We start from the raw sequence: 13,483 nt of genomic DNA on the forward strand, positions 1-13,483 counted from the left end.
GGCACATTCCCCCTTGACATTTTTATTTCATGGATGTACCTACCGTTAGGTAAATTGCGTTTGGCGTTACACATGCGGAGGAAACATGGGACAGCAGATCAAGGGGGAGCGGGTCGACGCGGCGGTGCGGCAGCGGCTTTTGGCGGCGGCACTGGATAGTTTTACCCGGAAGGGGTACGCCGCGACGTCAGTCCGGGAGGTCGTGGCTGCGGCCGGCGTTACCAAGCCGGTCCTCTACTATTACTTCGGGAGCAAAGAGGGTATCTACCTCGAACTGATGAACGACACCTATGCCTTGTTCGCAAAACGCCTTGATCTCCTTGCCGCCTGCCAGGGTTCGGTGCGGGAGCGTCTCATCGCCTTCTGCACCGGTTGCTTCGACGGGTTCGTGGAGCATGTCCAGGTGGTGCGGCTCATCTATTCCATCTATTTCGGCCCATCCCAGGGGGCGCCTCCCTTTCCCTACGAGGAGCCGTTCGACCGGATGCTGGCGATCCTGGCCGGCTTCGTGCGGGACGGGATTGCCGCGGGGGAACTGGTGGCGGTGGACGAAAAGGATGCCACCTGGGCCATTATCTCCTGTCTCAATACCGTCATGGAAGAGCAGTTGTGTCACACTCCCCCCCGCATCGACCGGCAGGGGCTGGTGCGGATACTCAATCTGATCCTCAACGGATTTTCCCAAGGAGTGAAACCATGAAAAAAACAGGGGCGTTGCTGCTCGTCACGGCAGCTCTGGTCTGCGCGTCCATTGCCGGCGGCTGCACGAAAAAAAGCGGTGAAAAGGGTGAGGGGGGGACGGCGGCCAAGCAGCCGGTTGCCGTGGAAGTTGCCGTGGCTGGGGCAACTGATCTGTCCGAGGGGATGGAAGTGACCGGGAGTCTTGAGCCGAAGTTCTCGGCCGACGTGAAGACCCAGATTCCCGGCCTCGTGAAGCAGGTTTACGTGACGGAATGGGTGCGGGTGAGAAAGGGGCAACCCCTGGCCAGCATCGACGTGGGAGAAACGGAAGCACAGGTCAAACGTACGGAAGCGGGGGTAGAATCGGCAAAAGCCGGGTTGGCCCAGGCTCAGGTGCAATTGACCCGCTCCGAACGTGAACTGGCGAGGATGCTCAAGCTGAAGGAATCTGGCCTTGCCACCCAGCAGGCGGTGGACGATGCCCGCACCGAGGTCGCCGCTACCACGGCCCGGGTGGAGGCGGCCCGGGCCCAGATCCGGGCTGCCGAAGAGGAGGTGCGTCAGGCCCGGGTACGGCTCCGCAAGGGGCTCGTCACTTCCCCCATGGACGGCGTGGTCGCCCTGCGCGATGTGAACGTGGGGGATCTGGCGGGTGATGCTGCTGCCGTCAAGCCGGTGTTTCGCATCGTGGATAACCGCATTCTCAACCTGACAGTCACCGTTTCTTCCGCCGATTCGGCCCGGGTGAAAATCGGGCAGCCACTGGAATTCACGGTGGATGCCATTCCGGGAAGGACCTTTACCGGCCGGGTGATGTTCGTCAATCCCGAACTGTCCGCGACTGACCGTTCCCTCAAGGTCATTGCCGAGGTCAGAAACGACGGCGAGCTTCTCAAGGGGGGACTGTTCGTCAAGGGGAGAATCCTTCTCGGTATGCGCAAGGGGGTCATCCAGGTTCCCCGGAATGCTTTGGCGGCGTGGGACACAACGGCCCGGAAGGCAAACGTCTTTGTGGTGGAGAACGGCACTGCACGGCTCCGTCCCGTCACCACCGGGACGGTAAACGGCGAGCAGGTGGAGGTGACCGCCGGGCTCAAGGGGGGGGAGCGGTACGTGACGCGGGGCGGCTTTACCCTTAGGGACGGGGACCGGGTGACGATGGCCGTGGGGCCGAGCAATGGAGGAACCGTACGATGAACCAGATGCTGCTGCTTTTTCTCATGTTCTGCGGAGGGGCTGCCGTCGCGTTTCAGCCCTCCATCAACGGACGGCTGGCCCAGAAGACCGGGGTCCTGGAGAGTTCCTGCATCTCCTTTTCGGTGGGGGCCTTGGCCTTGCTGATACTGGTCTTCCTTGTCGGGAAGGGTGATTTGAGGGGGATTGGCAGTGCCACATGGTGGGAACTGAGCGGTGGCCTGCTCGGCGCCTTCTTCGTCACCATGACGATTGTCGCTGTCCCGCGCATCGGTACGACCGCCGCCATGGCCTCAGTCATAGCGGCCCAGCTGGCGACCGGCGTCCTGCTCGACCACTTCGGGATGTTCGGTTTCCGGGAAATCCCCCTGGACGGCAAGCGGGCTTTCGGCATAGCGCTGCTGATGGCAGGAACGGCGCTGGTCGTCAGAAGGTAGCAACACTTCACAGCATGGAGCAGTGACCGACATGGCACAGACCCCGCCGGACACCCTATTTTCGGAGTTTACATGATTCTTTCCGACCTATCCATCAAGCGCCCCATCTTCGCCGCGGTGATGATCCTGGCGCTTGTCACCCTCGGCCTCTTCTCCTACAAGCGTCTTGCCGTCGAGATGTTTCCCAACGTGGAATTTCCGCTGGTTTCGGTGGTTACCACCTTTCCCGGCGCCTCGCCGGAGACGGTGGAACGGGAGATATCCAAGCGGATCGAGGAATCGGTGAACCAGATCGCCGGGGTGAAGCATGTATTCTCCACCTCCCGTGAAGGGGTTTCCACGGTAACCATCCAGTTCCAGCTGGAACAGAAGGTGAACGACTGCGCCCAGGAGGTGCGGGCCAAGATCGGCTCCATCCGCGGCATTCTTCCCCAGGGGATCGAGGAGCCGATCATTCAGAAGCTCGACTTCAACGCCGCGCCGGTAGCGTCCCTGGCGGTGCAGTCCAACACCCTCTCTCCCCGGGAACTGACGACTCTGGTGGAGAAGCGGATCAAGAAACGGTTCGAGAGCGTGGCCGGGGTCGGCAAGGTGGAGATGGTCGGCGGCCAGAAGCGCGAGATCAGTGTGGAGATCGACCCGGTACGGCTCGACAGCCTGGGGCTCGGCGTCAACGATGTGGTTAACGGTATCCGCTCCGAGAACACCAACACTCCGCTGGGGCGGCTGACCAGGGGGACGGCCGAATATCCCATGCGCATCGAAGGGAAGCCGGACCGGGCCGAGGAATACCGCCGCATGGCCGTCACCCAGAGGGGGGGGCGTCCCATCCCCCTGGGAGAAGTGGCGGCCGTTGCCGACGGCACCGAGGAACGACGCAAGCTGGCGCTGGTCAATGGCCAGCCGGCCATCGGTCTCGACATCTACAAACAGTCGGGGGGGAACGAGGTGGAGCTGGTGGACACGGTCAAGAAAAACATGGCCAGGGTCCAGAAGGAATTGCCGCCGGGGGTTATCCTGACAATGGTGCGCGACGGCACCATCATGACCCGCGAGTCCCTGGCCGACGTAAAGGAGACCCTGATCATCGGCGGCATCCTGACGGTGCTCATTGTCTTCTGCTTCATCAACTCCTGGCGTTCCACGGTCATCACTGGCGTGACCCTCCCCATCTCGGTCATGTCGTCCTTTATCATCATGAATGTCATGGGGATGACCCTCAATGTCATGACCCTGATGGCGCTGTCGCTGGCCATCGGGCTCCTGATCGACGATGCCATCGTGGTGCGGGAGAATATCGTCCGCCACCTGGAGATGGGGAAGGACCACATGGAGGCGTCCCGTTTCGGCACCAGCGAGATCGGCCTGGCGGTCTTCGCCACCTCCATGTCCATCGTTGCCGTCTTCATCCCGGTTGCCTACATGCGCGGCATCGTGGGGCGCTTCTTCTTCCAGTTCGGTATCAGTGTCGCCTTCGCCGTGCTGGTCTCCCTGTTCGTCTCTTTTACTCTCGACCCGATGCTGTCGTCCCGCTGGCACGATCCGTCCATTCACCTGCAGGGGCGGCGGAAGGGGCTGGCGCGATGGCTGGAGCGCTTCAACGACTGGTTCGACCTGACGGCGGACAAGTACCGCAGGGCCATCGGCTGGGCCCTTGACCATCGCAAAACGGTGATGCTCTCGGCCGTCGCTGCGTTCATCGGCGGGATCGTCATCTTCGGCACCCTGGAATCCTCCTTCATGTCCAAGGAGGACAAGGGAGAGTTCCAGATATCCTTCAAAACCTCTCCCGACGCGGCGCTTGCCGAGACCGAGGACAGGCTGAACGCCGTGCTCGCGACTGTCAGGGCGATTCCGGAGATCGACCACACCTACGCCACCATCGGCGCCGGCGACAGCGGTACCGTCCGGGACGGCCTGCTCTATGTCAAGCTGAAGGAGCGCAAGGAGCGCAAACGGAACCAGTTCGAGCTGCAGCGCGATGTACGCCGCCGCCTCCAGAGGATTGCCGGTATCACCTTCTCCATCGAGGAGGTGGGGCAGATGGGGGGCGCCCAGAAACCGCTCAACGTGAACCTGAAGGGGGACGACCTGGCGACCCTGAAGCAGCTGGGACAGCGTCTCAAGGAAGAGCTGTACACGGTGCCGGGGATCGAGGACCTTTCTGTCACCCTGGAGCATGACATCCCCGAGTACCGGATGAAGGTGGATCGGGAAAAGGCGTTTTCCGCGGGGGTCACCACCAATGACGTGGTAGCCGCGCTCTCCCGCCTGGTGGGGGGGGAGGCTATCTCAACCTACGAAGACGAGGACGGGGACGCGGTCGACGTGCGGGTGCGGCTGCCCGAGTCCCTGCGGCGCAATCCGGGGCAGGTTGCCGATCTGAAGATTTCGGTGCCGGCCGCCTCCGGCGGCAGCAAGCTGGTGCCGCTGGCAAGCCTAGTCAGCACCCGCGTTGCCACCAGCCCGACCGAGATTAACCGCCGCGACCTGGCCCGCCAGGTGACGGTCTCCGCCAACCTGGACAACCTCCCCATCGGCACGGCGGTCAAGCATGTGGAGGCGGCGGCCAAACGGATCAACATGCCGCCGGGGTACAGTATCAGCATGTCGGGGGAGGCGGAAGACATGGCCGAGTCCTTCGGCTACATGGCCGAGTCACTGCTGCTGGCGATCATCTTTGTCTATCTGATCCTGGCGGCCCAGTTCGAGTCGTTCTTCGAACCGCTGGCGATCATGCTGTCGCTCCCCCTCTCCATCGTCGGGATGGCGGGGATGCTCAAACTGACCGGCGACACGGTGAACATCATGGCGCTGATCGGCCTGATCATGCTGATGGGGCTGGTGACCAAGAATGCCATTCTGCTGGTGGACTACACCAAGGTGCTCAGGCGGCGGGACGGCATCCCCCGGCGCGAGGCGATCATCCAGGCGGGACGGACGCGGCTGCGACCGATCATCATGACCTCACTGGCCATGATTTTCGGCATGCTGCCGCTCTTTCTCGGGATCGGCGCCGGCGGCGAAGGGCGCGCCCCCATGGCCCGGGCGGTGGTGGGGGGGCTTCTGACCTCGACGCTTTTGACCCTCTTGGTGGTGCCGGTCATGTACACCTACATGGACGACCTGGGGGGGTGGGTGAAGCGGAAGTTCGGGGGGAAGGGGAAGGTGGCATGAAAGTACTCTGCGTTACGTGCATCTGCTTTTTACTGGCTATGATCTGTTCTTCGCAGATTTCCCGCGCTGCCGAGGTCCGCACTCTCACCCTGGACCAGGCCCTGAAAATTGCCGTTGACCGCAACCGGGACATCCTCAGGGCACGGGAGTTCTATAATCAGGTACAGGGTAAATACGTGGAGGAGCGGTCCGCTGCTCTTCCCCAGCTCACCCTCACCGGACAGCTTTCCCGGCAGCAGGATGACAGCCAGAAGGTTCTGACGGGGGGGCTGATTCCCACCCGCCAGGACACGGGGGTGGCGGAACTGGGTCTTTCCCAGGTGATCTACTCCTGGGGGAAGGTGGGGGCCGCCATCCGCGCCGCCGACATCGGCTTCCGGACCGCCGACGAGCGTCTGCGCATGGCCCGCCAGGGGACGTACCGCGATGTCTCCACCGCCTTCTACGACATATTGCTGGCCAGGGAACTGCACGTCATCTCCCGGCAGAACCTGGAACAGAAGAGCCGCCATCTGGACGAGGCCCAGCGCAAGTACGCGGCCGGCGTCGCCACCGACTACGACGTCCTGGCGGCGGAGGTTTCGGTGCAGAATGCCCGTCCCGACCTGATCCGGACCGGAAACCAGCTCCGGAGCACCGGCGACCGGCTTCGTTTCCTGCTTGCCCTGGAGGAGGATTTGGACGTGGTCGGAGGACTTGATGCAGCGCCGGAACCGGTTCCCTCCTATGAAGAATCGTTGGCGGTGGCCCGCAAGCGCCGGCCGGAGCTGGAGGAGCTGAGACGCCGTAAGGAGATCGCCGGCGAGCTCGTGACCATTGCCAATGCCGACGACAAGCCCCGCCTCGACATCAAGGGGGGATACGGCTGGAGGCGGCTGGAGGCGGGAGACGCCCGGGGTGATGGCCAGGCCTGGAACGTCGGCCTCTACCTTTCATTTCCCTTCTTCGACGGACTGAAGACGCGCGGCAAGGTGGCGCAGGCGGAAAGCGAGCGGCACGCCCTGGAGATCGACGAAGCGAAGCAGACCGACGCCATTTCCCTGGAGATCCGCGATGCCCTCAACCACGTGCGGGAGGCGCGGGAGATCGTCACCGCCCTGACCGGAACGGTGGCACAGGCGGAGCGGCTCCTGGCCATGGCGGAGAAGGGGTATGAACTGGGAGTGAAGATCCGGCTGGAAGTCGACGATGCCGAACTGAACCTCAACCAGGCCAGGGGAAACCTTGCCCTCGCACGGCGCGATTATCTGGCGGCCCTTGTCAACCTGAAATGGACGACGGGGGTCCTCGGCGAAGGGGATGTTTCAGCGTCCCCCTGATTTTCCCATTTCGTCGGACTGCTGTTGCAAAACGCCGCCGGTTGACTATACTGGGGCGGCGGCAGGATGACTCCTGCGCGGGAGAATGGTTTCATGCTCAAACGGATAAACATGCTCAGGGAGTTTTCCATTCCCCTCATCGCCGGGGTGGTGATGGCGCTCTTCTGGGCGAACCTCGATCCTCCGGGGTACCACCGCTTCGTCCACGCTCCACTGGTCGGCCCTCTCAGCTTCCACTTCATCTCCAACGAACTGTTCATGGTGTTCTTCTTCGGCATCGCGGCGGTGGAGATCACCCAGAGTTGCCTGCCGGGGGGAGACCTCAACCCGCCGCGCAAGGCGGTCAATCCCCTTCTGGCGACCCTAGGGGGGGTGTTGGGGCCGGTTGCGGTCTACCATCTGCTCAACGGCGTCATCGGCTCTCCGGCACTCACCAACGGCTGGGGGATTCCCACTGCCACGGACATCGCCCTGGCCTGGCTGGTGGCGCGGCTGGTGTTCGGCGCCAACCATCCGGTCATCTCCTTCCTTCTTCTCCTTGCCATTGCCGACGATGCCATCGGCCTTGCCATCATCGCCGTCTTTTACCCTGATCCCGCTTTTCCCGTGGCACCAGTCTGGCTCGGGCTGACGGTGGCGGGGATGATCGTCGCCTGGCTCATGCGCCGCTGCGGGATCGGAAGCTACTGGCCCTACCTCGTCGCCGGAGGAGTGCCAAGCTGGCTCGGGCTTCATTATGCTCACCTCCATCCCGCCCTGGCCCTCGTCTTCATCGTCCCGTTCCTCCCCTCTTCACCTCGGGAGAAGAAGCACCTGTTCGAGGAGGATATCCGTGATGTTTCCCCTCTGGCTAACTTCGAGCACGAGTGGAAGGTGCTCGTCGATTTTGGTCTTTTTACCTTCGGTCTGGCCAATGGGGGGGTGGAATTCTCCGCCGCCGGTCCGGTCACCTGGCTGGTCCTGGTGGCGCTCCTGGTGGGGAAAACCTTGGGGGTTTTCGGCTGTGGTCTTCTGGGGAGGGGGCTCGGATTTCCTCTGCCGTCGGGGATGGGAACGCGCCACCTTCTGGTGGCAGGGATGATTGCCGGCATCGGCTTCACCGTGGCCCTGTTCGTGGCGGGGGAGGCATTCGCCGACCCACTGGTGCAGGGTGCCGCCAAGATGGGGGCGATGCTGAGTATCGTTATTGCGCTCCTGGCCTTTCTGGTTGCGAAACTGCTGGGGATCAGGAAGGTGCCGTAGGAAAGCACGGGGAAACGCAACGGCAGTTCCTGTTCAGCTTGACATGGGTTGTTTCCCTGGCTCTTTCCCGTCACCGGGGATAGACCTCTCCGCCGGAAGTTTGATAATGAACTCCGCTCCCTCCGGCGTATTCCGAACCGCGATGTTCCCCCCCATGTTTTTTTCAACGATCATTTTCGACATGTAGAGCCCGATACCGGTCCCCTTTCCCTTGTCTTTGGAGGTGAAATAGAGTTCGAAAATCCTGTCGATATCACCGGCCCTGACCCCTCCACCGTTGTCTTTTACGGTTATGACTGCCATATCGCCCTCCTGGCGGCAGCAAATCTCCACGGAGGGGTGCGCAACGGCGCGGTCGAGCAGGACATCCCTGGAATTGTAAAGGATGTTCAGGAGTGCGTGGGAAAATTCGTTGGGATAGCCGTTAACCAGGATGTCGGGGGCATGGTTCACGAAGCGGAGGTCGATGGCATTCTGGGCAAAGTATGACTGGACGAAGATGACGCTCCGCTCGATTGCCTTGTCGAGGCTGAACTGGTAGGGAGTTCGTTCCGGACGGAAAAAGTTCCGAAAGTCGGTAATGGTGTCGGCCAGGTAGTCGAGCTTGTCCAGGCAGGCTTCCACTTCCCGGTCGAATATCTCGGGGGTGAGTTCTTTGTCGTGGTACGCCTGCTGCAGGTACTGGAACCGGAGCCCGATAGTGGTCAGGGGTTGGCTCCACTGGTGGCCTATGAAGTTGATCATCTCTCCCATGGAGGCCTGGCGGGCCTGCTGGTACATGATCCGTTCCTTGCGGTTGTTTTTCTCCACCTCTTCGGCGACCCTCTGCTCCAGAGTTGCGTTCAACCCCTCCAGCTGCAATTGCTTTACTACCAGTCCATCCTGGGCCGCTTGTCGCTCCCGTTCCCGCTCCTCCAGCTTCCGGGCCATGGTGTCGAAGGCCCTTCCCAGTTCCCCCAGCTCTCCCCCCGCCACATGGTCGGCAACCCTGACATCAAGATTCCCCTGAGCCATGGTGTCGACAGTGTTCTTAAGAGTGGTGACCCGGTCGACGATGGAACGTCGGCCAAGGTAGAGGACAACCATGAACGATACGATCAGAAAGGGGGTCAGAAGTACGATGTCGCGGACAAGGGCGCTGTTTGCCTCGGCCACCGCATCACCGTAGGGGATGCCGGTGCGGATGTACATGTAGGGGGTCTCTTCGTGTTCCAGGCGCTGTTTTCTGAAGACGATGAGTCGCTCCAGGCCGTCGTGCGCCACCCCCCGGAAAGAGCCGATCCCTTCGGTCCCCTGCATCTGCGCGAAATACTCCTTCTTGTCAGTCTTCCCCACCAGCTTGGGTTCGCGGCCGCTGAAGAGGATGGTCCCTCTGTGGTCGAGGATGATATAGGATGTGGCAGCAGGAAGGCCTGTGTTGAGGAGTATCTTCCTGAAATTCCCCAGATCGACGGCAAAATTGAACACCCATGTGATGGAGCCGCTCTTGTCCTTGATGGGGAGTGCGAAATCGAGGGCGAAATCCCGGTCTTCCGTCGCAGGACGGTATTCCCCCGAAGAAAGGCGGCCCGTTGACAGGGCGTTCACGAACTGCCGCTGGTCTGCGATGGATTCATTGTCGTTCAGAGGGGGGGTCGCTGCCGCCCATATTTTCCCGCTGGTGTCTGCGAGTGCCAGGTGTCTGATTTGGGGATTGCGCTGGCTGATTTCGCTTAAGAGCTGACTGACCTTCGCCCTGTCCCTGCTCTTGACACGGTCGAGTCGCGCCACGGTCTCCAGGAGCTGCTGGGTACTGTTCAGGAACTGGTCCTGCGCGAGGCCGATATTGTTGGCCAGTTCCTGGATGTTTTTCGTCGCGGTATTAAGGGCGTCCTGGCGTTGATCCAGCCCCGAATAGATAATGATGCCGATGGTCGGGAGAGCCAGCAGCAGGGCGAGGGTAGCCAGTTGGATACGTATGGGCAACGATAAAAAACGCTTCATCTGCAGAATTCCTGTGCCACTCACCTTCTGACAGCACTTTGGCAAGGATCGTGTGGGCGGACCGCGGGTTGGGTCACGGCTGCCGGTTTATGGCGTGCCTCAAAATAGTGCTCGGCTTGAACGTCAGGACCTTGCGGGCGGATATCCTGATTGCTTCCCCCGTATGGGGGTTTCTCCCCCGGCGGTCAAGTTTCTGTTTCACCTCGAAATTGCCGAATCCGGTGATTCTGATGTTCTCGCCCGCCTCAAGGGTGCTCTTGATGATGCTGAAGGCCGTCTCCAGTATGTCGGCGGACTCTTTCAGGGAAAAACCGGTGGTGACATGGATCTTTTCGGCGATGCAGGCTTTGGTCATGGAATACCTCGTCAGGGAGAATTGTCGGTATGCTGATTTGATATGTTCGTATCACAAAACATCATTGCAGACCAGTATTAATGTAGTGGAATTCAACAGTTTTTTCAATCGACCGCGAAATTTTTGCAATATCCTTGCCGGCCGGGGCGACTCTGTCGTATCGGGAGGAAAAGGCGGTGCCAAGATGGCGATAGTGAGGCCAGGAAAGCCCATGGCTGGCAGGTTTGGACGGCTGGCGGCGGCATGTGCCATGGGACAGCGAAGTTCAGGTTGCGGATAACTCTGTCCCCGACATCGGGAGAAGAGGGAGACGCTGTCGTTCAGATGGTGGTATGGAGCAGTCGATTCCGTTGTATGGCGGGATGGAGCTGATTATAGCACCATCATGCTTTACTCCATCTGGGCACCGGGTTCACCGAAAGATTTCCGGCGATGAAATTATCAATTGACAGAATGCGATTACTGCATATAAATTACATGTAAAATTGCATGAAAAAATATACGGGCTACGTTGGCTGGAGGAGGGTGTTATGGGGCTCATAAAGATTTACGACACGACGCTACGGGATGGTACCCAGGGTGAGGACGTATCATTCCAGGTCAAAGACAAGATCAGCATTGCCCACAGGCTTGACGAGCTCGGCATCCATTACATCGAGGGGGGGTGGCCGGGAAGCAACCCCAAGGACATCGCCTTTTTCAAGGAGATCAAGAAGGAGACGCTGTCGCAGGCAAAGATTGCGGCCTTCGGTTCCACCCGCCGGGCCAAGATCACCCCCGACAAGGACCACAACATCAGGACCCTCGTGGCGGCGAAGCCGGACGTCATCACCATCTTCGGCAAGACATGGGACTTCCACGTCCGCGAGGCGTTGCGCATCTCCCTGGAGGAAAACCTGGAACTCATCAACGATTCCCTTGCCTTCCTGAAGGAGAATGTCGGCGAGGTCATCTACGACGCGGAGCATTTTTTCGACGGGTACAAGGCGAATCCGTCGTATGCCATCAAGACCCTGCAGGCGGCGGAGGCGGCGAAGGCCGACTGCATCGTCCTGTGCGATACCAATGGCGGCAACATGCCCTACGAGATCACGGAGATCATCAAAACGGTCCAGAAGCAGATCACGACCCCCCTGGGGATCCACACCCACAACGACAGCGAGTGTGCCGTCGCCAATACCCTGCATGCCGTCAGGCAGGGGGTCGTCCATGTCCAGGGAACGATAAACGGTTTCGGAGAGCGGTGCGGGAACGCCAACCTCTGTTCCATCCTGCCGGGTATCCGGCTCAAGCTGAATAAGGAGTGCATCTCCGACGAGCAGCTGCGCCGCCTGCGCGAAGTCTCCCGGTATGTGTACGAACTGGCGAACATCGCCCCCGAAAAGCACCAGGCGTACGTGGGAAATTCGGCCTTCGCCCACAAGGGGGGGGTACATGTGAGCGCCATCCTGCGCAATACGGAAACCTACGAGCACATCAGGCCGGAGGTGGTGGGGAATGCCACGAGGGTGCTCGTGTCCGACCTGTCCGGGAAGTCGAACATTCTTGCCAAGGCCGAAGAATTCAAGATCGACATCAACAGCAAGGACCCGGTGACCCAGGAGATTCTGGAAAAGATCAAGAATATGGAGCATTGCGGTTATCAGTTCGAGGGGGCCGAGGCCTCATTCGAGTTGCTCATGAAAAAGTCCCTCGGCACCCACCGGAACTACTTCTCCGTGCTCGGTTTCCGGGTCGTGGACGAGAAGCGAACCGATGACCAGCGACCGTCATCCGAGGCGACGGTGCTGGTCAAGGTAGGGGGGAAGACCGAACATACGGCGGCCCTCGGCAACGGCCCCGTCAACGCCCTCGACAATGCCATCCGCAAGGCGCTGGAGAAGTTCTACCCGAAACTCAGGGATTTGAAACTGCATGACTACAAGGTGCGCGTGCTGCCAAGCGGCAACGGCACTGCCTCTTCGACACGGGTGCTGATAGAGTCGGGAGACCGGCAGGCGCGGTGGGGAACGGTGGGGGTATCGGACAACATCATCGATGCGTCCTACCTTGCCCTCATCGACAGCATCGACTACAAGCTGCACAGTGACGACAAGTGATGGTGGACGTGACACGCAAACCCATGGACGGAACCGGCGTGACGATCATGGTCGTGCTCTGCGTGTTTCTCGGCCTGCACCAGGTGGTCATCAAGATGGCAGCTCCGGACATGGCGCCGGTCCTGCAAATAGCACTCCGCTCCGGCCTGAGCGCCCTGCTCATAGCACTTCTCATCGCCTGGCGGCGGGAAGGGTTCACCTTGCGGGACGGGACGCTGCTCCCCGGTCTTCTGGTCGGTACCGCGTTTTCGGTGGAGTTCATGTTCGTGGCGGAGGGGCTCCGCTTCACCACCGCCTCCCACATGTCCGTCTTCCTCTACACGGCCCCCATCTTTACCTCCCTGACCCTGCACCGGTTCCTGCCGGCGGAACGGCTCCACCGCCACCAATGGATAGGCATCGGCCTGGCGTTTTGCGGCATCGTGGCGGCCTTCGCGGGGGGGATCCTTGACTCCGGCTTCAATGCCCGGCTTCTGCATGGGGATATTCTGGCGCTTCTGGGGGGGATATTCTGGGCGAGCACGACGGTCCTCATACGGTGTACCCGACTGGCCGACGCGCCGGCGACCAAGACCCTGCTGTATCAGCTGGTTGCCGCTTTCGTCCTGCTGCTCGGTTATGCCGTCGGTACCGGCCAGACGAAGTTTTCCCCAACCCCCCTGGCGTGGGGTAGCGTGCTGTTTCAGGGTATCGTGATCACCTTTGCCGTCTATCTCGTCTGGTTTTCCATCCTGCGCCGCTACAATGCCTCCCAGCTCTCCGTCTACCTCTTTCTTGCCCCCCTGTTCGGCGTCTCCTTCGGTGTGCTCCTGCTGCACGAATCCATCGATATCTTCTTCGCCGTGGGAGCCATCCTGGTGCTCGCCGGATTGACCCTGGTGAGCAAACCGACCCTGTCCCGCCGGAATGCTGCCTGATCCAGGCTGCGATCGCTAAACCGCTCGTCGACGGAAGTCCGCCCGGTCGAAATACTGTTCCCGACAACAGTCCCGTTGA

Annotated in this window: 9 protein-coding genes and 1 pseudogene; 7 read left to right on the forward strand and 3 right to left on the reverse strand. The window is 60.9% G+C overall.

What is annotated here, in order from left to right; genetic code table 11:
- Window positions 1-85: 85 nt before the first annotated feature.
- From LDN04_RS06050 to LDN04_RS06075, 5 genes and pseudogenes are all read left to right on the forward strand, one after another.
- Window positions 86-700, forward strand: a complete 615-nt coding sequence (locus LDN04_RS06050; RefSeq protein ID WP_223907662.1) for a TetR/AcrR family transcriptional regulator — start codon at window positions 86-88, stop codon at window positions 698-700.
- Window positions 697-1,878, forward strand: coding sequence for an efflux RND transporter periplasmic adaptor subunit (locus LDN04_RS06055; RefSeq protein WP_223907675.1), 1,182 nt, complete (start codon window positions 697-699; stop codon window positions 1,876-1,878). Before LDN04_RS06050 ends, LDN04_RS06055 begins: the two co-directional genes overlap by 4 nt.
- A complete protein-coding gene (locus tag LDN04_RS06060; RefSeq protein ID WP_223907677.1) occupies window positions 1,875-2,312 on the forward strand; it encodes a DMT family transporter in 438 nt (145 codons plus the stop codon). Before LDN04_RS06055 ends, LDN04_RS06060 begins: the two co-directional genes overlap by 4 nt.
- 72 nt (window positions 2,313-2,384) lie before the next feature.
- Window positions 2,385-6,808, forward strand: a pseudogene (locus LDN04_RS06065) (efflux RND transporter permease subunit).
- A gap of 93 nt (window positions 6,809-6,901) precedes the next feature.
- Complete coding sequence (locus tag LDN04_RS06075) at window positions 6,902-8,050, forward strand: Na+/H+ antiporter NhaA (RefSeq protein WP_223907683.1); 1,149 nt, start codon at window positions 6,902-6,904, stop codon at window positions 8,048-8,050.
- Between the two features lie 33 nt (window positions 8,051-8,083).
- On the opposite strand, the gene LDN04_RS06080 is transcribed toward LDN04_RS06075, so the two are convergent.
- The 3 genes from LDN04_RS06080 to LDN04_RS06090 form a co-directional block, all read right to left on the reverse strand.
- The gene (locus tag LDN04_RS06080; protein WP_223907685.1) at window positions 8,084-10,033 is read right to left on the reverse strand and encodes a sensor histidine kinase; all 1,950 of its coding nucleotides are present in this window, start codon (window positions 10,031-10,033) and stop codon (window positions 8,084-8,086) included.
- 73 nt (window positions 10,034-10,106) lie between these two features.
- A complete protein-coding gene (locus tag LDN04_RS06085; RefSeq protein WP_223907687.1) occupies window positions 10,107-10,388 on the reverse strand; it encodes an integration host factor subunit alpha in 282 nt (93 codons plus the stop codon).
- 51 nt (window positions 10,389-10,439) lie between these two features.
- Window positions 10,440-10,640: a hypothetical protein gene (locus LDN04_RS06090; protein WP_223907690.1), complete on the reverse strand. Its 201-nt coding sequence runs from the start codon at window positions 10,638-10,640 to the stop codon at window positions 10,440-10,442.
- Window positions 10,641-10,918: 278 nt separating this feature from the next.
- Here LDN04_RS06090 and cimA point away from each other — a divergent pair, with 278 nt between their 5' ends.
- Together cimA and LDN04_RS06100 are read left to right on the forward strand one after the other, a co-directional pair.
- Window positions 10,919-12,487 carry a citramalate synthase gene (gene cimA / locus LDN04_RS06095; protein ID WP_223907694.1) on the forward strand — a complete coding sequence of 523 codons (1,569 nt, stop codon included), beginning with the start codon at window positions 10,919-10,921 and terminating at the stop codon, window positions 12,485-12,487.
- Window positions 12,487-13,404 (forward strand): DMT family transporter, encoded by a 918-nt coding sequence (locus LDN04_RS06100; protein WP_374045140.1) that lies wholly within the window; start codon window positions 12,487-12,489, stop codon window positions 13,402-13,404. Before cimA ends, LDN04_RS06100 begins: the two co-directional genes overlap by 1 nt.
- The last annotated feature ends 79 nt before the right edge of the window (window positions 13,405-13,483 follow it).

Origin of the sequence: Geobacter sp. AOG1 (assembly GCF_019972315.1) — a bacterium.
In the GTDB taxonomy this organism is placed as follows: Bacteria; Desulfobacterota; Desulfuromonadia; order Geobacterales; family Geobacteraceae; genus Geomobilimonas.

Coding starts and splice junctions, on each gene's coding strand:
- cimA (WP_223907694.1), top strand. CDS start 10,919: ATGGGGCTCATAAAGATTTACGACACGACGCTACGGGATGGTACCCAG.
- LDN04_RS06050 (WP_223907662.1), top strand. CDS start 86: ATGGGACAGCAGATCAAGGGGGAGCGGGTCGACGCGGCGGTGCGGCAG.
- LDN04_RS06090 (WP_223907690.1), bottom strand. CDS start 10,640: ATGGCACATGCCGCCGCCAGCCGTCCAAACCTGCCAGCCATGGGCTTT.
- LDN04_RS06100 (WP_374045140.1), top strand. CDS start 12,487: ATGGTGGACGTGACACGCAAACCCATGGACGGAACCGGCGTGACGATC.
- LDN04_RS06080 (WP_223907685.1), bottom strand. CDS start 10,033: ATGAAGCGTTTTTTATCGTTGCCCATACGTATCCAACTGGCTACCCTC.
- LDN04_RS06055 (WP_223907675.1), top strand. CDS start 697: ATGAAAAAAACAGGGGCGTTGCTGCTCGTCACGGCAGCTCTGGTCTGC.
- LDN04_RS06075 (WP_223907683.1), top strand. CDS start 6,902: ATGCTCAAACGGATAAACATGCTCAGGGAGTTTTCCATTCCCCTCATC.
- LDN04_RS06060 (WP_223907677.1), top strand. CDS start 1,875: ATGAACCAGATGCTGCTGCTTTTTCTCATGTTCTGCGGAGGGGCTGCC.
- LDN04_RS06085 (WP_223907687.1), bottom strand. CDS start 10,388: ATGACCAAAGCCTGCATCGCCGAAAAGATCCATGTCACCACCGGTTTT.